This window comes from Streptomyces sp. WAC 01529 (genome assembly GCF_003945545.1).
Lineage (GTDB): Bacteria > Actinomycetota > Actinomycetes > Streptomycetales > Streptomycetaceae > Streptomyces > Streptomyces anatolicus.
This window is the reverse complement of sequence record NZ_CP029617.1, coordinates 3,534,402-3,554,481: the sequence shown is the minus strand read 5'-3', so window position 1 is coordinate 3,554,481 and position 20,080 is coordinate 3,534,402. Positions and strand designations below refer to the sequence as shown.

Here is a 20,080-nt window from a genome sequence, read left to right as displayed (position 1 = left end):
GAGGACACGGCCGGCGACGCAGCCGCTGACAGGGCGTCAGGCTACCGCTAATCTGACGGTCAGTCAGCTACTGCGGTGGGAGGGGCTTGGGATGCGCGGCGACCTGGGGCTTGCGATACGTGGCGACCTGCGGTGGGGCACCATCCCGGGGCTGGTCCGGGCGGCCGCCGAGCGGTACGGCGACCGGGAGGCGGTCGTCGAGGGCCGCACCCGCGTCTCGTACGGCGAACTGGGCGGGCGCGTGGAGCGTTCCGCGGCCGCCTGCATGGCGAGCGGCGTGGAGCCGGGCGACCGCGTCGCCGTCTGGGCGCCGAACACCCTGGACTGGATCGTCTGCGCGCTCGGCGCGGTCTCGGCGGGCGCGGTACTCGTCCCCCTCAACACCCGCTTCAAGGGCGCCGAGGCCGCCGATGTGCTGGCCCGCAGCCGCGCGAGGCTCCTCTTCGTCACCGGCACCTTCCTCGGTACGTCGTACGTCGCCTCCCTGCGCCGCGCGGCGGCCGACGGCCCGGGGGAGGGGCCGCTGCCCGGCCTCCCGCACCTGGAGCAGGTGATCGTCCTCTCCGACGACGCGCCGGAGTCCTTCCGTACCTGGAAGGACTTCCTGGCGGGCGGAGAGGCCGTCGACGCGGCGGCCGTGCGCGTGCGCGCGGAGTCGGTGGACGGCTCGGCGCCCTCGGACATCATCTTCACGTCCGGTACGACGGGCCGGCCCAAGGGCGCCGTGATCACCCACGCCCAGACGCTGCGCTGCTACGACGTGTGGAGCGAGCTGGCGGGCCTGCGCGAGGGCGACCGCTATCTGATCGTGAACCCCTTCTTCCACACCTTCGGCTACAAGGCGGGGATCATCGCCTGCCTGACGCGGGGCGCCACGATGATCCCGCAGCCGGTCTTCAACGTCGACACGGTCCTCGCCAACGTCGCCGCCGAGCGCATCTCCGTCCTGCCGGGACCGCCCACCCTCCACCAGTCCCTCCTCGACCACCCCTGCCGCGACCAGCACGACCTCTCCGCGCTGCGGCTCGTGGTGACGGGCGCTGCGGTCGTGCCGCTCCGGCTGGTCGAGCGGCTCCGCGGCGAACTGCGGGTGGGCACGGTCCTCACCGCGTACGGCCTGTCGGAGGCGAGCGGCATCGTCACGATGTGCCGGCGCGGCGATCCGGCCGAGGTCATCGCGTCGACGTCGGGCCGGGCGATACCCGACACGGAGGTACGGGTGGTCTCCCCGGCGGGGAAGACGCTGCCACCGGGGCACCCCGGCGAGATCCTGGTCCGCGGCCACCACGTGATGCGGGGCTACTTCGAGGACCCCGCGGAGACGGCCCGCGTGATCTCGGCGGACGGCTGGCTGCGGACCGGCGATGTCGGCGTCCTGGACGAGCAGGGCTGCCTGCGCATCACGGACCGCATCAAGGACATGTTCATCGTCGGCGGCTTCAACGCGTACCCCGCCGAGATAGAGCAACTGCTCGGCCTCCACCCGGATGTGGCGGACGTGGCGGTGATCGGCGTACCCGATCCGAGGCTCGGTGAGGTCGGCAGGGCGTATGTGGTGCGGCGCCCGGGCTCGGTGGTGACATCGGACGACCTGATCGCGTGGTCGCGGCGGGAGATGGCGAACTACAAGGTGCCGCGGGGGGTCGAGTTCGTGGCGGAGCTGCCGAGGAACGCGAGCGGGAAGGTGGTGAAGGGGGAGTTGCGGAGGGCTGTGCGGTGAGGGGGCGCGGGGTGCGGGGGCTGGGGGCTTTGGTTACGTCGGGATCAGCCCGGGGCGCACGACCGTGCGGGCCCGCTCGTACAGGGCCTGGGCCTCGTGGTTGCGGAGGTGCGGTCGAATCAGCTGGAACATGTCCGTCATGCGCTTGTCGATACGGGCCGAGTTGACGAGGGGGTAATCGTCCAGCGCGAGCCCCCATGTCCGGCACGCGGCTTCGAGATGCCCCACGGACAGTTGCCGCTCGGCGAGGATCGCTCGTTCCTTGACGCGCGTGCGTCGGTAGACGCTGTACCGGAGCCGGTCCGACTCCTGCATGGCCGCGACGGCCCCGTGCACGTCGCCCAGCTCGAAGCGGACCTGGCTGGTGTGGTAGTTGAGCGAGGCGGGATCGTACGAGCCGAACACCTTGCCGCGCGACTCCGCCTTGTCCATGGCCGCTTCGGCCTCCCGCAAGTAGGTGAGAGCGGACCGCCGGTCCCCGAGCTGCGCGGCGGCATGCGCCTGCTGACCGGCGAGGAACGCCCGCATGCGAGGGCCGGCCTGCGGCGAGGCGGAGGCGGCGGCGTCAGCGAGCCGCATCGCCGCCTTCCCGTGCCGCAGGTCGACGGCCTGGACGCTCATTCCCCGCAGTGTGGTGCAGTAGGTGAGATGGTCCTCCGAGGCCCCCGCCAGTTCCAGCGCCTTCAAGTAATACTGCTGCGCCAGACCGTGAATGCCTTCGTCCACAGCCATGTATCCGGTGAGGTAGCAGAGGTCGGAGGCCGCCGACATCATCGCCTTGCGGACCTCCTCCGGGGCATCGGCTCGAAGGTAAGGGGCGACCGTATTGACGAGGAACGCCGCTGCCAGCGGCCGAGCGTGCCGACCGCCGAATTGGTCGTCCAGCTCGGACACGCGCTCCGTCATGGCGCTGACCATGTCCACTTCGGCCATTCCTATGCGCCGGGTCTTTCCGGACTGGACCGCTTCCATGCGGCCCACGACGTCCGGCCAGCCGGGGACGGTGAGCGCGACGGAGAACAGCCCGGCGCTCAGGACGCTTCGGCGTGACGGATCCATGTCCTGCCTCCCGAGGTCGATCAGCCCTTCCACGGTAGTCGGGTGACTGTTCGACTCTTCCGGGGGCGCTGGGAATCCTGCCTCGGTGTGCGTGATGGGTCGCAGCAGCCGCCGGGCGAGCGCTTCGAGGATCAGTGGCCGGACGGTCTCCTTCGGCAGATGGCCGCTCAACCACTGATGCACTGAGGGCTGTTGGTACTTCAGGGGAGTGCCGCGCTCGGTCCCGATGCGGTTGACCTCTTGGGCGAACTGCCGCAGGGTCCACCCGCTCTCGCGGTACAGCCGCTCAAGCCCGGAGTTCGGCTGTCGTGACGTCACTGGCCCCAACTCCCGCGCTCTGTCCGCTTAACGCTCTTAACTCCTGCCGTCTTCCCCACAGTACCGCTGAGAGTGATCGAGCGGTTGCCTAGAGCGAGCAGTCGGGAACGTAGGGAAAGGGGATGGGAGCGTGAGCGCAGAGCCGGTGGCGCCCTCCGTAGGCGCGCTGATGATGGACACGACCCGTGGCCGCGTCGGAGAGTTCCGCGGGGTCGCCGGTCCGTATTGGTCACTGCGCCCGCTCTCCGGTGGGACCGAGTGGGAGGCGGAGCCCCAACATGTGCGCCCTGCGGAACCCACAGAGCGGCTGAGCGCCCAGACCGCCCGAGCGAACGCCCGGAGCCGGGGAGATGTGCTGTGAACGCGCGGAGGCGCGCCCTGGTCCGCCTGGACGGGGAGCGCGCCCCATGACGCGGGGTCCGTATGTCGCCGTCGTGTTCGCGGGCGATGAGACGAGGGCCGTCTGCCTCGGCGGCTCGTTCGCCGTGACTCGTCGGCTCGCCCTTCGGTGGCTCCGCGCTCAGGCTCTCCGGTTCGCGGACGCCCTGGACCCGAGCCCGTGTGCCGAGTGGCTGCCGCCCGGAGCCTTGCAGCCGGTCACGCAGAGGGCGCCCGACGCTCCAGCGGATCTGCGCGGTTGGGCTCGGGACGCCGAGCGCCAGGGCGACGCGCTACGACAGCTCGCGGCGGGCTGCGCATACGAGTTCCGCACCCGTGACGACGACTGCTGGTACGTGCTCACCGCCCGCCCCGTGGCGGCCCCCAGCCCCCCTTTTCCCCGGGAGGAAGGCACACCACAAGCCCCCGTCCGGCTGCTCCGCCTGTCGAAAGAGCGGCAGCCGGACGGGACCACTTCACGGCATCCGCCGCGAAGCAACAGCACCGTCACCGGTTCCGATGAGCGGCGGGGCGGGGCCGACAGGGCCTCGCCCCGCCGTTCGACGTGAGGAGTTGGCAAGTGATCTCACTCTGTCTCCACCTGCGAGACCTCCGTGACCCGAAGTGGGTGCGTCTCGGCGGCACATGGTCCACCGGCGCCAGTTGGATCAAGCCAGTGAACGTGGCCGCCCTCAGCACTGTCTTCAACGATCGACCGCCCGCCGCGCACCTGCTCGTCCGAGAGGACAAGGAGGACGAGCCGGACTACGTCTCTCTCCACATGCGCCCCGGCGAGGTCCAGCTGTCCGCCGGACTGTACGGCACGGCCCCGGTCTACCTCGTCGCTGTCGAGGACGTGCTGTACGGATCATGGGACCTCGTGGATCTCCGCCCGTACTTGCGTACGGACCGACTCATTCCCCGGGTGGTCGCGCGAACTCTGACGCGGCAGCACAGGTACACAGCGGACACGCTGTTCGAAGGGGTCTACCGGCTCACCGAACGCGCCACCGCCGTTTTCGACGCCGCCGGGCTCTCCCTGCACTATCCAGAGCCCGCCGAGCATGTGTTGCGCCCCCGCACGTTGCGCTCCGGCGTGGATCCGGTGGACATGTTCGACAGGCTCCTGACTCAAGTGGTCGGTGGTGCGCCCGTTCCGACCGGTCGCGTCGGGGTGGAGCTGTCCGGCGGAGCCGACTCGGCCAACGTGGCGCTCTCAGTGCACGCGCACGGCTTCACCCGTGTGCACAGCTTTGGCCTTCTCGTCGGCGGACGCGTCGGGGCGGCACAGCGCGACAGACGCCTCGCCCTGGTGGAACGCTGCGGGTTTCGGGACACGGCGATTCCCGCACTGCGCCATCCACCGTTCGTGCCCGGCGGTGTCCGCGCGCTGTGTCAGCCGCACGACCCCGCCGGGGCGTTCTATCAAGAGGCGTTCGACGTACTGCGCGAGCAGGCGGCCGCACGGCGGTGTGAAGTGATCTTCACCGGGACCGGTGGGGACGAGATCAACGCGCATCACTCACGCACGGAGACCTGCTTGCCACAAGGCCCCTCGGTCCCGTGGCTCGGAAACCGTTCCGTGGAAGCGCTCGGGGATGTCGACGAAGCGCTGGCCCCCATGCCCCTACTGCCGCTTCCGAGCCTCATGGGCTTCGGGATGCACAACCCCGGATACTTGCGACGAGGCATCTGGCCCGTGTCCCCGCTCGTCCATCCCCGGATCACGCGGTTCATGGAACAGCTCCCGCACGAGCACAAGCGCCGCAAAGCCATGTTCCGTACACGTCTGCCGTGCCGGACTACCCGCCTCGGTCGTCTCGCCGGCCGAACCGGAGAACTTTCTGGCTGTCATGGAAGCGGGCCTGCGTTCCTTCGGGTTGCCCGCGCTGGACGACATGGTGCGGGAGTCGTTGCTGGTCGATCTCGGCTACGTTGACCCGAAGGCTCTCGCGCACGCCCGAGAACGCGCCGACGGTGCACCCGTTGTCCCCGACCTGTTGTGTGACGTGCTCGCCTTGGAGGTCGGCTTGCGGACACTGTCATGACGTGGTCTGACAAGGAAGTTGGGCGCATGGAAGGGACGAACGTCTTCTATCGGCGACCTGAGCTATATGACGCCGTACAGGCCGACACGGGCAGCGCGGAGACGTGCCGGGCGCTGATCGAACGACACCTCTCCGGTGCGAGCACCCTGGTGGATTTCGGGTGCGGGACGGGACGGGACGTCGAGATTCTGGCCCGGCATTACGACTGCATCGGAGTCGATCTACAACCCGGCATGGTGGAGTACGCCCGGCGGGTGCGTCCGGGGCTGGACCTCCGCGTGGGTGACATGCGCACGGTCCGGCTCCGCAAGCGGGTGGACGCCGTGACCTGTCTCGGGAACTCCCTCGCCTACGTGCACGACAACCCCGGCATCGGGCGAGTGTTCTCGACGTTCGCCGCACATGCGCGAGCCGGGGGAATCCTCGTCGTCTGCTCGCCGGTGTGGCCGATCACGCGGACCGGGCCGACGCGGTCCACGGTGGACACACCGGAGGGCCCGGCGTCCGTCACCATTCGCTACGAGTGGGACTTGCGCACGCAGATCAACACCATGCACCGCCAATGGGTGCTCGCATCCGGGGAGCAAGCGCGCGACGTGATCCGACGGCGCGTCCTGTTCCCCCGTGAGCTGGAGCATTACGCGACGGCGGCCGGGTTCGACATCGTGGAGATGGTGGACGGCCCTGGGGCGGGGTTCGCTGGTCCGGTGGCATACACCGTGGCGCGCTACACGCGATGAGTCCGCCGGGCGGGCGACGCATCGGGCCTACGCGGTCTCGGCGGCGATGAGGGCCGCCCGCTCCGCCTCGCCGCACTCCACGCAGAACTCGTTGCCCTCGGGGTCGGCCAGGACGGCCCAGCCGCGGCCGGTGGGCCTGCGCTGGTCGTCGACGAGCTTCGCGCCGAGCGCGAGGATGCGCTCGACCTCCTCGTCGCGGGTGCGGTCCTGGGGCTGGAGGTCGACGTGCAGCCGGTTCTTGACCGTCTTCGCGTCGGGCACGGTCACGAAGAGGAGGGTGATGCCCTCCGCCGTGACCAGGGCCTCGGGATCTCCGGGGAAGTCATCGTCGGCGATCGAGCCGCCGAGGACCTCGGCCCAGAAGGTGCCCTGCCGGTAGGCGTCGTGGGAATCGAACGTGAGGTGGCGCACACGGGAGGTCATGGGCGGCACTCTCCGCGCCGGGGGCCGTGTTGTCCACGGAGTTTCGGGGTGGAGCGGCCCGATCGGGGCGGGCCCGGGCGGGCTCAGTGGCCGGTGGGTGGCTCGATGCAACCGGTCTCCATGAAGCGGCCGTTGGCCCTGACCTCGTAGTTGGACTCCTGGACGAAGGCGGTCACGCAGGCGTCTTCCCCTACGTAGAGCCCGATCAGCGCGCCCTCGGGCGTGACGTCGTCGCCGCTCTCGTACCGCTCGTACATCTCCCGCACATCCAGCTCCCCGCCGAGCAACTCACCCTTGCCGCTCGTCTCGCGGACCTCGTACCCGAGCCTGTCGGTGAGCGCGGTGCGCACGCTGTCCGGATCCCACTTCTTCTGCCGCCAGAGCCGCTTCAGGACGGGCTCGATCCGGGCGGCCTCGGCCTGCGCGGCCTTCTTGTCGGCGGAGGTCAGCCCGCCGGGGCGGCGGTGGGCGTTGTTCTCACCGTGGTGAGGGGCGCCGTCGACGACTCCGGGCTCCACGTAGGGGGAGGCGGGGGCACTCGTCTGCGGGGCGGTGGTACTCGTCTCCGGGGTGGCGGTACTGGCGGGCGTACGCGCGCCCGTGCCGGTGGCCGTTCGCCCGTGCTGGTCGCCGCAGCCGGCGAGGGGCAGGACGCAGAGGCCCACGAGCAGGGCGGAGGAGGCGGTGCGGCTGCCGCGGTATGGGGAGTTGGCCATGTGCATGACTCTCCCATGGGGGCGAGGCGCTACGCCCCCACCGCCGCCGACCTGCTCCTGGCCGAAGAGACGCGGGAGACGTTCGTGACGGCGGTGAAGGGGGCCCTGGTGGCGCGGATGGCCGCCTGATCAGCCCTGCGGGGGAGCCGGGATGTGGCTGTCGCCGAGCGGGGTGACCACCGGGCGGTCCGCGCCCTGGGGAGCGGCCGGCATGTGGCCGTCGGCGGCCGCAGGGCCCGCCGCGGCGCCCGCGGCGGCGACCGCCAGGGCCAGGGTGACGAGCGCCTTCTTGGTGCGGTTCATTTCAACTCCTGTGGGAGACGCGAGAGCTACGGTGCGGTGTGACGCTCATACCCGGCGGAGACACATGTTCGGTGAATCGGGAAGATACGCGCCATCGATTGGCGTGAACTCGCTCTGGCCGGACATGCGTCGGCCGGACACGCGCCGACCGGACATGCGTCGGCCGCGACGGCTTCCCCTCCGCGCCGTCGCGGCCGACCCCCGTCGGGAATGAAGTCTTTATGCGTCCTTCGGCGGGGCGGGCATGTGGCTGTCGCCCTGCGTGGTGATCGTGCCGTCCTTGGGCGGAGCCGGCATGTGGCTGTCACCCTGGATGGTGAGCTGGCCGTCCTTGGGCGGGGCCGGCATGTGGCTGTCGCCCATGGTCGTGATGTCCGGGCGCTTCTTCGCGTCGCTCATGGTGGGCCTCCCGTTGGTTTTACGGTTCGCTGGGGCGAACGCCCGCTCGGCAACTCCCCCGAGGACCGCCGAACGGGCATTCCAGGGCCGCTCACCCTATTCCGTGAGGCCCAGTGCGACCCGTCTGCCCCCCGACGCGACGGATCGATGTATTGAGAATGGCAGTCGCTCATAAACGTTCGATGAACGCGTCGAATGCCCTCGTCAGGCGGCCACTGCCCTTGTTACGCGGCCGCTGCGCTCGTCACGCGGCCGCGACAGGGTGCAGCAGCCCGCGCACCTCGTCGGTCTCGGGAGCGCCGGTCCGCTCGTGGATGGCGAGGGCCTCACGCCAGCACGCCCGCGCCCGGTCGAGCTGGCCCAGGCTGTCGAGGGACTTGCCGAGGAGCGTGAGCACATTGGCCCGCATCCAGTCGCCCCCGATGAACCCCGTGGTGAGCGCCTGCTCCGCGTGCTGCGCCGCCAGGGTGGAGCGGCCGGACCGCAGGTGGACCTGTGCCATGCGGTAGTGCGTCGTGCCCTCCCACAGCCGCTGCCGGTTCTCCACGAACACGCCGAGCGCCTCGGTCAGCTGGTCCATGGCCTCGGTGTGGCGCCCCGAGTGGCTCAGGACGATGCCCAGGGCGTACCGGGCGTTGGCGAGGCGGAAGGTGAGGCCGAGGTCGTCGTAGATCGCGATGCCCCGGCGCACGAGGTCGATCGCCGTGGCGGTGCGCCCCAGGGTGACCAGGACACGGGAGAGGTTGCACAGGGCGCTGGCCTCGCCCGCCCGGTTGCCGTCCGCGCGGAAGGCGTCGATCGCCTGGAGCAGATAGCGCTCACTGGCCACGGGCCGGTTCAGGCAGTTCGCGGCGATACCCAGTTCGTTGGGCGCGTTGCTGCTGGTCCACGGGTCGTCGGCGGGCTCGCCGAGGGCCGTGGCGCGCTCGGCCTCAAGGCGTGCGGCCTCGAAGCGGCCCGCGTTGTTGTGCACCTGGGCCAGGGTGACCCGGGCCCGCCCCTCCGCGTGCGCGTCGCCCAGGGCGGCCGCCGCGTCCCGGGCGGCCGACGCCGCCAGTTCGTAACGGAGCGAGCTGGCGCCCGACTCCGCCAGGTCCTTGGAGGCCAGCAGCAGGTCCACGGCGCGGCGCAGGGTGTGCGGGCCGAGCGACTGCTGGACGCAGGCCAGGATGCAGGCCGCCTCCGAGTGGAGCCAGTCGAGGGCCTTCGTGTCGTCGCTGAAGTCCTGGCCCAGGTCCTCGGTGACCTCCAGGTGGTCCACCGTCCGGTCGCCGGGCCGCTCTATCGCGTACACCCGCGCCGCCGACGCCAGATAGAAGTCGAGCAGCCGCGACATCGCCGCCTCCCGCTCGCTCGGGGGCTGCTCGTCGCGGTCGGCGCAGGCGCGCGCGTAGAGGCGTACGAGGTCGTGGTAGCGGTAGCGGCCCGGGGCCGCCGACTCCACCAGGGAGGTGTCCACCAGGGATTCGAGGAGGTCCTCGGTCTCCTCCAGGGGGAGGTCGAGGATGGCCGCCGCCGCCGCGAGGGAGAGGTCGGGGCCGTCCGCGAGGCCCAGGAGGCGGAAGGCGCGGGCCTGCGGGGGCTCCAGCTGGCCGTAGCCCAGTTCGAAGGTGGCCTTGACGGCCAGGTCGCCCGCCTGGAGTTCGTCGAGGCGGCGCCGCTCGTCCGCCAGCTTCGCCGCGAGCGTGGAGACCGTCCAGGTGCGGCGGGCCGCGAGGCGGGAGGCCGCGATACGGATGGCGAGCGGCAGGAATCCGCAGGCCGCGACGACGTCCAGGGCCGCCTCCCGCTCCGAGGTGACCCGCTCGTCGCCGACGATGCGGGTGAAGAGGAGCAGGGCCTCCTCGGGGGACATCACGTCCAGGTCGACCAGGTGCGCGCCCGCCAGGTCGACCATGCGGACCCGGCTGGTGACCAGCGCGGCGCAGCCCTCCATGCCGGGGAGCAGGGGGCGGACCTGGGCGGCGTCGCGGGCGTTGTCCAGGAGGACGAGGACGCGGCGGCCGTCGAGGACCGAGCGGTAGAGGGCCGCCCGTTCCTCCAGGGAGTCCGGGATCGCGGAGTCGGGCGTGCCGAGCGCGCGCAGGAACGCGCCGAGGACCGTCTCCGGCTCGGCGGCGCGCGCGCCGGCGCCCTGGAGGTCGACGTAGAGCTGGCCGTCGGGGAAGTGGGTGCGGGCCACGTGCGCCACGTGGACGGCGAGGGTCGTCTTGCCGACGCCTCCGATGCCCGCCAGCGCCGAGACCGCCATCACCCGGCCCTCGGCCGAGGAGAGGATGTCGCTGAGCTCGCCCACGAAGGAGGCGCGGCCCGTGAAGTCGGGGACGGTCGCGGGGAGCTGGGCGGGGCGCACCACCGTCGCGGCCGGTTCCGGCTCCCCGGCGGCCGGTTCCGCGAGGGCCGGGTCCGCCTGGAGGATGCGCTGCTGGAGGTCCTTGAGGCCGGGGCGCGGGTCCACGCCCAGCTCGTCGGCGAGCAGGCGGCGCGTGTCCGCGTAGACCGCGAGGGCCTCCGCCTGGCGGCCGCTGCGGTAGAGGGCCAGCATCAGCAGTTCGCGCAGGCGCTCGCGCAGCGGGTGGGCGGCGGTCAGGGCCGTCAGCTCGGAGACCGCCTCGGCGTGGCAGCCGACCTCCAGGTCCATGTCGAGACGGGACTCGATCAGTTGCAGTCGCCACTCGTCGAGCCGGGTGCGCTGGGTGTCGGCGTACGGACCGGGGACGCCGGCCAGGGGCTCGCCGTCCCACAGGTCGAGGGACTTGTTCACGAGCGTGCGGGCCTGACGCAGGTCACCTATGCCGCGGGCCTTCTCGGCCGCCGCCCACAGATCTTCCGCGAGGGCCAGGTCGAGGGCGCCGTCCGCGACCTGGAGCGAGTAACCCCCGGATTCGCTGACGAGAACTCCGGGGGGCAGTACTTTGCGCAGTCGCGACGCGTACGTACGTACCGCCGCCAGTGCCTGCGAAGGTGGCTCCTCGCCCCACAGGGCGTCGATCAGCTCCGAGGCCGTGGCCGTGCGGCCGTCCCGCAGGAGGAGGGCCGCGAGGAGCGCCCGCTGCTGCGGTGAGCCGGTCGGGAGCTGTTCCGTGCCGTACCAAGCGCGCACCGGTCCGAGCACGCTGAACCGTGACGTCCGGACCTCGGGGTGCCCCTCGGTCCGTGCCCCGGGGGTGTTCCCCGAGGCCGGACGCCACTGCTCCGGTACTCGCGGTACATCGACCATCGCTCCCCCTGCCGCCCTGCCGTTCCCAAGTCCTGCCGGTCGCGGGCCTGCCCTGCCCGCGTCTTGCCTCATACGGTCATGCCTCGGCCGTGCCGCGCCCGCTTCGGGCGGCCCCGGCCGTGCCTCGGTTCGTGCACCCCGCCAGTTTGCCTTGTTCATGGCGGATGCGTCAGCCGTGGGAGACGGCTCTCACAGGGTCCTCGCACGCCGTTCCGCATACCGCCGTGCTTCGGTGCGCCCCGGTGCGCTCCGGGGCGCGCTCCACGGGGCGCCCCGGGGAGCACCCCACGGGCCGCACCCCGGAGGGGGTGCTTCACGGGCCGGCGTATGACTTGCTGACGGGCCGTCAGATCGGCGCTACCGTGGGCCGTATGGAGACCATGGAGAGCACGGAGACCGCCCCTGAGGCTGCCCCTGAGACCTTCCCGGAGTCCTTCCCGGAGATCATCTCGGTGGACGACCACACCGTCGAACCCCCGCACGTGTGGCGGGACCGGCTCCCGTCGAAGTACCAGGACCGGGGTCCCCGCATCGTCCGCGCCCCACTGAAGGAAATGTCCTTCCTGGGCGGAAAGTTCGCCCCCGTGATGGGGCGGAAAGGGGACGAGGGGCCCATCGGGGACTGGTGGGTGTACGAGGATCTGCACCGGCCGCTCACCCGGCTCGACACGGCCGTCGGCTATGACCGGGACGAGATCAGACTGGAGGTCATCACCTACGAGCAGATGCGCCCCGGCTCCTACAGCGTGCCCGCCCGCCTCGCCGACATGGACGTCAACCACGTCCAGTCCGCCCTCTGCTTCCCCACCTTCCCGCGCTTCTGCGGGCAGACGTTCACGGAGGCGGGCGACCGGGAGCTGGGGTTGCTGTGCGTCCGCGCGTACAACGACTGGATGGTGGAGGAGTGGTGCGGCCCGGAGGCCCACGGCCGCCTCATACCGCTCACCCTGATTCCGCTGTGGGACCCCGAACTGGCCGCCGCCGAGGTGCGGCGCAACGCGGCGCGCGGGGTGCGGGCGGTCGCCTTCTCCGAGATCCCGCCGCATCTCGGGCTGCCCTCCATCCACACCGACGCGTGGGACCCCTTCCTCGCCGCGTGCGACGAGACGGGCACGGTGGTCGCCATGCACATCGGCTCCTCCAGCAAGATGCCGTCGACCTCCGCGGACGCGCCGCCCGCGGTCGGCTCCACCATCACCTTCGCCAACTGCTGCTTCTCGATGGTGGACTGGCTGATGAGCGGCAAGTTCGAACGCTTCCCGAATCTGAAGGTCATGTACGCGGAGGGCCAGATCGGCTGGATCCCCTACATCCTGGAGCGGGCGGACGTGGTGTGGGAGGAGAACCGAGGCTGGGGCGGGGTCGCCGACAAGGTGCGCAGGCCGCCGTCCGAGCTGTTCGCCGAGCATGTGTACGGGTGTTTCTTCGACGACGCGTTCGGGCTGAGGAACCTGGAGTCGATCGGGGTGGGGAACGTGCTCTACGAGACGGACTATCCGCACTCGGACTCCACCTGGCCCAAGTCCCGGGAGGTCGGGGAGGCGCAGATGGGGCATTTGTCGGCGGGGGTGGTGGAGCGGATCGTGCGGGGCAATGCGATTGGCCTCCTCGGTCTTACGGGGGAGGGGCTTTGGGCGGGGGCGTGACCCTGGCGGGGCTGGGGTGGTCTCGCCTCCATCCCGCCGTCGTGGCTTCCCCTGTCCCGCCGCTCCGCGGCGGATGCTTCCCCACCCACCCACCCGTTTGCCCCGTGCTGTGGAGGTGGGGGTAGGGGCGGGGATCCCTGCGCCGCGGGGTGGGGGGCGCAGTCAATGTGGGTCAGGGAACGCGGGTGGGTGGGTGGGTGGGGAACTCCCCGCTGGTGTGGGGGCGAAGTTTCCTGCGCGTCGCAGGGCGGGGGGCGCAGACAACGCGGGTCAGGGAAACGGGTGGGTGGGTGGGGAGCTTGCCGTGCGATGTGGGCGGGCGGGGCTGGCCGGGAAGCCCCACCGGCCCGCAGCCGCGCACGCGCCGGAGGGGACGTGGGGGTATGTGCGAGCGCAGCACAGTGGATCCCAATAGCCGAGCCGATAACCAGCAGGCGCCCGCACCGAGATGGCGAGCACGCACATACCCCCGCGGCCCCGCCCCACCCACGAAGCCAAGGCGCAGACCGAGCCCAAGGCGCCCCCGCCAGACCCCTTGCCTGACGCCCCGTCAGTAACCACCATGTGTGACGCCCAGCCGGAAGGCCCAGCCCCCAAGAAGTGGGTGGATACCCGTGCCAGCTGAACCTCCCCCTGCCCCTCCCCCTACCCCTCCCCTCGCCTACGGCATACAACTCCCCATCCAGTCCCAAAGCCCCCTCTACACCGAACCCTGGGAAGCCACCGCGACCCCGCACGACCTGCGAGAGATCGCCCGCACCGCGGACGAAACCGGCTTCGCCTATATCGCCGGCTGCGACCACGTCGCCATCCCCCGCCGCCTCGCCGAAGGCATGGGCACCACCTGGTACGACCCCGTCGCCACCCTCGCCCACCTCGCCGCCGTCACCGAGAACGTCCGCCTGATGAGCCACGTCGCCATCGTCGGCCTGCGCCACCCCCTCGTCACCGCCAAGCAGTACGCGACCCTGGACCACCTCAGCGGCGGCCGGCTGATCCTCGGGGTCGGGGCGGGACACGTACCGGAGGAGTTCGCGGCGCTCGGCGTCGACTTCGCGCGTCGCGGGGCTCTGCTCGACGAGGCCATCGACGCCCTGAACGCGGCCCTCGGCCCGGACGAGTACCCCGAACACCACGGCCGCCACTACGACTTCAGCGGTCTGGGTCAGCGCCCCCGCCCCGCCCAGCGCCACGTACCCCTCTGGGTCGGCGGATCCTCGCCCGCCGCCGTCCGCCGCGCCGCCACCCGCGCCGACGGCTGGCTGCCGCAGGGCGACCCGCGCGAGAAGCTCCCCGCGCAGATCGCGAAGCTCAGGCGGCTGCGGGAAGAGGCGGGGATCGAGGCGCCGATCACGGTCGGCGCGATCACCGAGCCCCTGTACGTGGGCGAGCCGGGCCACCCCGTCGGCCGCCGCGCGCTGCACGGCAAGCCGGACGCCCTGGCCGAGTCGCTGCGCGCGTACGCGGCGATGGGTGTGGACCAGATACAGGTCCGCTTTCGCACGCGCAGTCGTACCGAACTTACCGATCAGATGCGGGCGTTCAGCGCCGACGTGGCACCCCACCTCACCTGACGACCTAGGAGCAACCCATGGGCATGGGCACCAGCACCGGCACCGGCTCTGGCACCGGCAAACTGAACGGCCGCGTCATCATCGTGACCGGCGCCGCGCGCGGCCAGGGCGAGCAGGAGGCGAGGCTGTTCGCCGCCGAGGGCGCCAAGGTCATCGTCGCGGACGTGCTCGACGCGCAGGGTGAGGCCCTCGCCAAGGAGATCGGCGAGGAAGAGGGGGAGGGGGCCGCGACCTACGTCCACCTGGACGTCGGCCGCGAGGCGGACTGGCGGGCCGCCGTGGCCCTCGCCAAGGAGGCCCACGGAAAGATCGACGGGCTCGTCAACAACGCCGGGATCCTCCGCTTCAACGAACTCGTCCACACGCCCCTCGAAGAGTTCCAACAGGTCATTCAGGTCAATCAAGTGGGCTGTTTTCTCGGCATCCGTACCGTCGCTCCCGAGATAGCGGCCGCGGGCGGCGGCACGATCGTCAACACCGCCTCCTACACGGCCCTCACGGGCATGGCGTACGTCGGCGCGTACGCCGCCACCAAGCACGCCATCCTCGGCCTCACCCGCGTCGCCGCGCTGGAGCTGGCGGCGAAGAACATCCGCGTCAACGCCGTCTGCCCGGGCGCGGTCGACACCCCCATGACCAACCCCGCCCAGCTCGACCCGGCCGCCGACCCCGAGGCGGCTAAGGAGGCGGTCGCCGGGCTGTACAAGAAGCTGGTGCCGCTGGGGCGGATCGGGACCGCCCGGGAGATCGCGGCCCTCGCCCTCTTCCTGACCGGCGACGACTCCACGTACATCACGGGCCAGCCCTTCGTCATCGACGGCGGCTGGCTCGCGGGGGTCAGTGTCATCTGAGCGCGGGCAAGCGCGGAGCTGACATGGCGTCAAGTATTGACGGCCCGGTGGGGCGGTGGAACAGTCGACGCATCTAGATCTGACGGGCCGTCAGAAAGCCGGTCGGACGATCCTCACGAGGACGGTGAACCTCCTTGGAATTCGGGCTCTTTGTACAGGGATACGTGCCCGCCGCGCGGGCCAAGGTCGACCCCGAGGCGGAGCACAAGGCGCTCATCGAGGAGACCGAGTACGTCATCGAGGCGGACAAGTCCGGCTTCAAGTACGCCTGGGCCTCCGAACACCACTTCCTGGAGGAGTACTCCCACCTCTCCGCCAACGACGTCTACCTCGGCTACCTCGCGCACGCCACCGACCGCATCCACCTGGGATCGGGCATCTTCAACCCGCTCGCGCCCGTCAACCACCCGGTCAAGGTGGCCGAGAAGGTCGCCATGCTCGACCACCTCTCCGAAGGGCGCTTCGAGTTCGGGACGGGGCGCGGCGCCGGTTCGCACGAGATCCTCGGCTTCATGCCGGGCATCACCGACATGAACCACACCAAGGAGATATGGGAAGAGACCATCGCCGAGTTCCCCAAGATGTGGCTCCAGGACGAGTACGCCGGCTTCCAGGGCAAGCACTGGTCCCTGCCGCCGCGCAAGATCCTGCCCAAGCCGTACGGGAAGTCCCACCCCGCCATGTGGTACGCCGCCGGGTCCCCGTCCTCGTACGCGATGGCGGGGAAGAAGGGGCTCGGGGTGCTCGGCTTCAGCGTGCAGAAGGTCTCCGACATGGAGTGGGTCGTCGAGTCGTACAAGTCGGCCGTGAAGGAGGCCCGGGCGATCGGCGACTTCGTCAACGACAACGTCATGGTGACCTCCACGGCGATCTGCGCGGAGACCCATGCCAAGGCCGTCGAGATCGCCGTCGGCGGCGGGCTCAACTACCTCCAGTCGCTGCTCTTCCGCTACCACGACACCTTCCCCCGGCCCGAGGGCATCCCCCAGTGGCCCGAACTCCTCCCCGCGTACAGCGAGGAGATCATCGAGCTGCTCATCGCCGAGGAGCTGATGATCTGCGGCGACCCGGACGAGGTCTTCCGGCAGTGCAAGCGGTGGGAGCAGGCCGGGGCGGATCAGCTCAGCTTCGGGCTGCCGATCGGGGTCTCGCCCGAGGACACGAAGAACACGATCCGGTTGATCGGTGAGCATGTGATTCCGAAGATTGATACGGACCCTGTGCATCGGACCTCCCGGTTCCGGGAGGCGGCCGCGTCCTGAGGACCCCTTCAGCTGCCCCGGCTTCCTCTCCCGGACGGAAGCCGGGGTGCCGCCCATCGCCCTTCGGGCTCGTCCTCAAACGCCGGACGGGCTGATGCTTGCCGGCCCCGGGCTCGTCCTCGAACGCCGGCCCGACTCGCTCGACGCGCCAGTTGCGCACAGACAATTCCGTTCTCCGAAAGGGGACGTCCCGTCATGCTCGACCACCTCATCCAGGGCGCGACCGTCGTCGACGGGACCGGCGCCCCCGCCTTCGCCGCCGACGTCGGCATACGAGGCGGCCGCATCGCCGTCATCGCCGAACCCGGTGCCGTCACCGAGCAGGCCGCGACGCGCGAGGACGCCCGGGGGCGGGTCCTCGCGCCGGGGTTCGTCGATCCGCACACGCATTACGACGCCCAGCTGTTCTGGGATCCGTACGCCACGCCCTCCCTCAACCACGGCGTGACCACCGTCGTGGGCGGCAACTGCGGGTTCACGCTCGCGCCGCTGCACCCCGGGCGGCCCGAGGACGCCGACTACACGCGGCGGATGATGTCGAAGGTCGAGGGCATGTCGCTGGTGGCGCTGGAGGAGGGCGCGCCCTGGACGTGGAGTTCGTTCGGGGAGTACCTGGACGCCCTGGAGGGCCGCGTCGCCGTCAACGCCGGGTTCATGGTGGGGCACTGCGCCCTGCGGCGGTACGTGATGGGCGCGGACGCCGTCGGCGGGCAGCCGACGCCCGCGCAGCTCGACGAGATGGTCCGGCTCCTGCACGACGCGATGGACGCGGGCGCGTGGGGGCTCTCCACCACGCAGTCCTCCACTCACTCCGACGGCGACGGGCAGCCCGTGGCGTCCCGGCACGCGAGGCCCGATGAGCTGCTCGCGCTCTGCCGTGCCGTCGCCGAGCACGAGGGGACGCAGCTCGAAGCGATCGTCGCGGGGTGTCTCGACCAGTTCGCCGACGAGGAGATCGACCTGCTGGTCGAGATGAGCGTGGCCGCCGGGCGGCCCCTCAACTGGAACGTCCTCACCATCGACGCCGCCGTCCCCGAACGCGTGCCCCGCCAGCTCGTGCCCAGTGAGCGCGCCCGCGAGGCGGGTGGCCGGATCGTCGCCCTCACCATGCCGATCCTCACCCCCATGAACATGTCGCTCGGCACCTTCTGCGCCCTCAACCTCATCCCCGGCTGGGGCGACATCCTCGGCCTGCCCGTGCCCGAGCGGATCGCCCGACTGAGCGACCCCGAGGTGCGCGCGGAGATGCTGCGGCACGCGGAGAGCAAGGAGGCGGGCGTCTTCAGGCGCCTCGCCCGCTTCGACCGGTACGTCATCGGCGACACGTACTCCGAGGCGAACGACGGGCTCACCGGGCGGGTCGTGGCCGACATCGCCGCCGAACGCGGCCAGGAGCCCTTCGAGTGCATCGTCGAGATATGTGCCCATGACCAACTGCGTACGGTCCTTTGGCCCATGCCCACCGACAACGACCCCGACTCCTGGGCCCTGCGCGCCGCGACCTGGCAGCACGAGGACGTCCTGCTGGGCGGCTCGGACGCGGGAGCGCACCTGGACCGCATGTGCGGCGCGCCCTACACGACCCGCTTCCTCGGGGACTGTCTGCGCGGGCGCAAGCTCGTCGGTCTGGAGCAGGCCGTCAAGATGCTCACCGACGACCCGGCGCAGCTCCTCGGGCTGCGCGAGCGCGGCCGGATCGTCGAGGGCCACCACGCCGACCTCGTCCTCTTCGACCCGGAGCGGATCGACGCGGGCAAGGCCACGCTCGTCCACGACCTGCCCGGCGACAGCCCGCGCCTGGACTCCAGGGCGATCGGCGTGGAGGCGGTCTGGGTGAACGGCGTCGAGGTGATCCGCGGGGACGAGGTCACGGGCGCGGTACCGGGGAGGATCCTGCGCTCCGGGCGCGACACCAGGACGGTGAGCACCAAGTGACGCGGGAGCGGCGGCTGTTCATCGGCGGCGAGTGGGTCGAGCCCGACTGCGGGCACTACGAGGTGATCGACCCGGCGACCGAGGAGGTCGTCGGCCTCGCGCCCGAGGCGAGCCGCGAGCAGGTCCACGCGGCGGCCTCGGCGGCCCGCGACGCCTTCGCGAGCTGGTCCCGCACGAGCCCCGAGGAGCGGGCCGCGGTCCTCTCCCGCGCGGCCTCGGTGATCCGGCGCGACTTCGCCTCGTACGCCGAACTGGCCGGGGCCGAGTCCGGCGCGACGACCGCCACCGCGCGCGGCATGCAGGTCGCGGTCGCCGTCTCCCGCTTCCAGCGGTACGCGAAGGGGGCGCTGGAACCGGTGGAGACGGCCCTGCCGCCGCAGATCAACGAGGCGGGGCCCATAGGGCGGGCGGGGGTGATGGGGGCGCTGGCCGTGCGCCGGCCCGTCGGCGTCGTCACCTGCGTCACCTCGTACAACAACCCGTGGGCCAACCCGGCGGGCAAGGTCGCGCCCGCGCTCGCCATGGGCAACACGGTCGTGGTCAAACCGGCCCCGCAGGACCCCCTCTCCGTGTACGGGATGGCGGCCGCGCTGGAGGAGGCGGGGGTGCCGCCCGGCGTCGTGAACGTCGTCTCCGGTACGGGCACCGAGGTGGGCGAGGCGGCCGTCGACTCACGCCACGTCGACATGGTGAGCTTCACCGGGTCGACGGCGGTCGGGCAGCGCATCGGCGAGGTCTGCGGGCGCGGCATGAAGCGGCAGCTGATGGAGCTGGGCGGCAAGGGCGCGGCGATCGTCTTCGACGACGCGGACCTGAACGCGGCCGTCGCCGGTATCGGCACCACCTTCTCCTTCTACAGCGGCCAGATCTGCACCGCGCCGACGCGCGTGCTCGCCCAACGCGGGGTCTACGAACGGCTGGTGGAGATGTTGTCCGGCTACATCGGGCGGCTGAAGGTCGGCGACCCGCGCGAGCCCGACACGGTCGTCGGGCCCGTCATCTCCGCCGCGCACCGCGACCGGATCGAGTCGTACGTGCACCTCGGCCGCAAGGAGGGCGCCCGCGTCGTCGCGGGCGGCGAGCGCCCCACCGGGCCCGGGTTCACCAAAGGTTTCTACGTCGCCCCGACCCTGCTCGCCGACTGCACCCCCGACATGCGGGTCGTCCGGGAGGAGATCTTCGGCCCGGTCGTCGTGGTCGTCCCCTTCGACGCCGCCACCCCCCAGGCCGCCGAGGAGACGGCGATCGCCCTCGCCGACGACAGCGACTACGGCCTCATCGACTACGTCTGGTCGGCCGACGTGTCCCGGGCCTTCCGCGTCGCGGGCCGCCTGCGGGCGGGCGGCGTCGGCGTCAACACGGTCGGCCGGAACATGGAGGCCCCCTTCGGCGGCTTCAAGAAGAGCGGCGTCGGCCGGGACGTCGGCTCCTACGCCCTGCACGCGTACAGCGAACTCCAGTCGATCGTCTGGCCCGGCTGAGGACCCG

The 20,080-nt window shown here is 71.2% G+C and carries 18 protein-coding genes; 12 read left to right on the top strand and 6 right to left on the bottom strand.

Going from position 1 to position 20,080, the window contains the following annotated elements; translation table 11 throughout:
• Positions 1-91: 91 nt before the first annotated feature.
• The gene (locus DMA15_RS15790; RefSeq protein WP_125513389.1) at positions 92-1,720 is read left to right on the top strand and encodes a FadD3 family acyl-CoA ligase; all 1,629 of its coding nucleotides are present in this window, start codon (positions 92-94) and stop codon (positions 1,718-1,720) included.
• A gap of 33 nt (positions 1,721-1,753) precedes the next feature.
• On the opposite strand, the gene DMA15_RS15785 is transcribed toward DMA15_RS15790, so the two are convergent.
• On the bottom strand, positions 1,754-3,097 hold the full coding sequence (locus tag DMA15_RS15785; RefSeq protein ID WP_125513388.1) for a tetratricopeptide repeat protein: 1,344 nt from the start codon (positions 3,095-3,097) through the stop codon (positions 1,754-1,756).
• 169 nt (positions 3,098-3,266) lie between these two features.
• On the opposite strand from DMA15_RS15785, the gene DMA15_RS37470 reads away from it, so the two are divergent.
• From DMA15_RS37470 to DMA15_RS15765, 4 genes are all read left to right on the top strand, one after another.
• Positions 3,267-3,458: a hypothetical protein gene (locus DMA15_RS37470; protein ID WP_240660216.1), complete on the top strand. Its 192-nt coding sequence runs from the start codon at positions 3,267-3,269 to the stop codon at positions 3,456-3,458.
• A 46-nt stretch (positions 3,459-3,504) separates the two neighbouring features.
• A complete protein-coding gene (locus tag DMA15_RS15775) occupies positions 3,505-4,044 on the top strand; it encodes a hypothetical protein (protein ID WP_346428912.1) in 540 nt (179 codons plus the stop codon).
• A 107-nt stretch (positions 4,045-4,151) separates the two neighbouring features.
• Positions 4,152-5,414 carry an asparagine synthase gene (locus DMA15_RS15770; protein ID WP_240659816.1) on the top strand — a complete coding sequence of 421 codons (1,263 nt, stop codon included), beginning with the start codon at positions 4,152-4,154 and terminating at the stop codon, positions 5,412-5,414.
• A gap of 135 nt (positions 5,415-5,549) precedes the next feature.
• The gene (locus DMA15_RS15765; protein ID WP_125513386.1) at positions 5,550-6,263 is read left to right on the top strand and encodes a class I SAM-dependent methyltransferase; all 714 of its coding nucleotides are present in this window, start codon (positions 5,550-5,552) and stop codon (positions 6,261-6,263) included.
• 27 nt (positions 6,264-6,290) lie between these two features.
• On the opposite strand, the gene DMA15_RS36660 is transcribed toward DMA15_RS15765, so the two are convergent.
• Positions 6,291-6,686, bottom strand: a complete 396-nt coding sequence (locus DMA15_RS36660; protein WP_164551766.1) for a VOC family protein — start codon at positions 6,684-6,686, stop codon at positions 6,291-6,293.
• Positions 6,687-6,769: 83 nt separating this feature from the next.
• Positions 6,770-7,402 (bottom strand): hypothetical protein, encoded by a 633-nt coding sequence (locus DMA15_RS15755; RefSeq protein WP_125513384.1) that lies wholly within the window; start codon positions 7,400-7,402, stop codon positions 6,770-6,772.
• Here DMA15_RS15755 and DMA15_RS37985 point away from each other — a divergent pair, their 5' ends adjacent.
• The gene (locus DMA15_RS37985; protein WP_276314349.1) at positions 7,403-7,531 is read left to right on the top strand and encodes a hypothetical protein; all 129 of its coding nucleotides are present in this window, start codon (positions 7,403-7,405) and stop codon (positions 7,529-7,531) included. It begins immediately after the preceding gene.
• On the opposite strand, the gene DMA15_RS36655 is transcribed toward DMA15_RS37985, so the two are convergent.
• The 3 genes from DMA15_RS36655 to DMA15_RS15745 all read right to left on the bottom strand — a co-directional run bounded on the left by DMA15_RS36655 (position 7,532) and on the right by DMA15_RS15745 (position 11,324).
• Positions 7,532-7,705, bottom strand: coding sequence for a hypothetical protein (locus DMA15_RS36655; RefSeq protein WP_164551765.1), 174 nt, complete (start codon positions 7,703-7,705; stop codon positions 7,532-7,534). It abuts the gene before it with no gap.
• A 219-nt stretch (positions 7,706-7,924) separates the two neighbouring features.
• On the bottom strand, positions 7,925-8,104 hold the full coding sequence (locus DMA15_RS15750) for a sigma-like protein (protein WP_125513383.1): 180 nt from the start codon (positions 8,102-8,104) through the stop codon (positions 7,925-7,927).
• Positions 8,105-8,348: 244 nt separating this feature from the next.
• A complete protein-coding gene (locus DMA15_RS15745; protein WP_125513382.1) occupies positions 8,349-11,324 on the bottom strand; it encodes a BTAD domain-containing putative transcriptional regulator in 2,976 nt (991 codons plus the stop codon).
• A gap of 371 nt (positions 11,325-11,695) precedes the next feature.
• Between DMA15_RS15745 and DMA15_RS15740 the strand changes: the two genes are divergently transcribed.
• From DMA15_RS15740 to DMA15_RS15715, 6 genes are all read left to right on the top strand, one after another.
• Positions 11,696-12,970 (top strand): amidohydrolase family protein, encoded by a 1,275-nt coding sequence (locus DMA15_RS15740; protein ID WP_125513381.1) that lies wholly within the window; start codon positions 11,696-11,698, stop codon positions 12,968-12,970.
• 614 nt (positions 12,971-13,584) lie between these two features.
• A complete protein-coding gene (locus DMA15_RS15735) occupies positions 13,585-14,544 on the top strand; it encodes an LLM class F420-dependent oxidoreductase (RefSeq protein ID WP_125513380.1) in 960 nt (319 codons plus the stop codon).
• Positions 14,545-14,567: 23 nt separating this feature from the next.
• Positions 14,568-15,395: a glucose 1-dehydrogenase gene (locus tag DMA15_RS15730; protein WP_125513379.1), complete on the top strand. Its 828-nt coding sequence runs from the start codon at positions 14,568-14,570 to the stop codon at positions 15,393-15,395.
• Positions 15,396-15,529: 134 nt separating this feature from the next.
• A complete protein-coding gene (locus tag DMA15_RS15725; RefSeq protein WP_125513378.1) occupies positions 15,530-16,657 on the top strand; it encodes an LLM class flavin-dependent oxidoreductase in 1,128 nt (375 codons plus the stop codon).
• Between the two features lie 195 nt (positions 16,658-16,852).
• Entirely contained in the window at positions 16,853-18,592 is a 1,740-nt protein-coding gene (locus DMA15_RS15720; protein WP_125513377.1) for a D-aminoacylase, read from the top strand.
• Entirely contained in the window at positions 18,589-20,073 is a 1,485-nt protein-coding gene (locus DMA15_RS15715; RefSeq protein WP_125513376.1) for an aldehyde dehydrogenase family protein, read from the top strand. The genes DMA15_RS15720 and DMA15_RS15715 overlap by 4 nt, the downstream gene beginning before the upstream one ends.
• Positions 20,074-20,080 lie beyond the last annotated feature (7 nt).

Coding starts and splice junctions, on each gene's coding strand:
- DMA15_RS15765 (WP_125513386.1), top strand. CDS start 5,550: ATGGAAGGGACGAACGTCTTCTATCGGCGACCTGAGCTATATGACGCC.
- DMA15_RS15730 (WP_125513379.1), top strand. CDS start 14,568: ATGGGCACCAGCACCGGCACCGGCTCTGGCACCGGCAAACTGAACGGC.
- DMA15_RS36655 (WP_164551765.1), bottom strand. CDS start 7,705: ATGAACCGCACCAAGAAGGCGCTCGTCACCCTGGCCCTGGCGGTCGCC.
- DMA15_RS15750 (WP_125513383.1), bottom strand. CDS start 8,104: ATGAGCGACGCGAAGAAGCGCCCGGACATCACGACCATGGGCGACAGC.
- DMA15_RS15755 (WP_125513384.1), bottom strand. CDS start 7,402: ATGGCCAACTCCCCATACCGCGGCAGCCGCACCGCCTCCTCCGCCCTG.
- DMA15_RS15790 (WP_125513389.1), top strand. CDS start 92: ATGCGCGGCGACCTGGGGCTTGCGATACGTGGCGACCTGCGGTGGGGC.
- DMA15_RS15720 (WP_125513377.1), top strand. CDS start 16,853: ATGCTCGACCACCTCATCCAGGGCGCGACCGTCGTCGACGGGACCGGC.
- DMA15_RS15740 (WP_125513381.1), top strand. CDS start 11,696: ATGGAGACCATGGAGAGCACGGAGACCGCCCCTGAGGCTGCCCCTGAG.
- DMA15_RS15775 (WP_346428912.1), top strand. CDS start 3,505: ATGACGCGGGGTCCGTATGTCGCCGTCGTGTTCGCGGGCGATGAGACG.
- DMA15_RS36660 (WP_164551766.1), bottom strand. CDS start 6,686: ATGACCTCCCGTGTGCGCCACCTCACGTTCGATTCCCACGACGCCTAC.
- DMA15_RS15745 (WP_125513382.1), bottom strand. CDS start 11,324: ATGGTCGATGTACCGCGAGTACCGGAGCAGTGGCGTCCGGCCTCGGGG.
- DMA15_RS37470 (WP_240660216.1), top strand. CDS start 3,267: ATGATGGACACGACCCGTGGCCGCGTCGGAGAGTTCCGCGGGGTCGCC.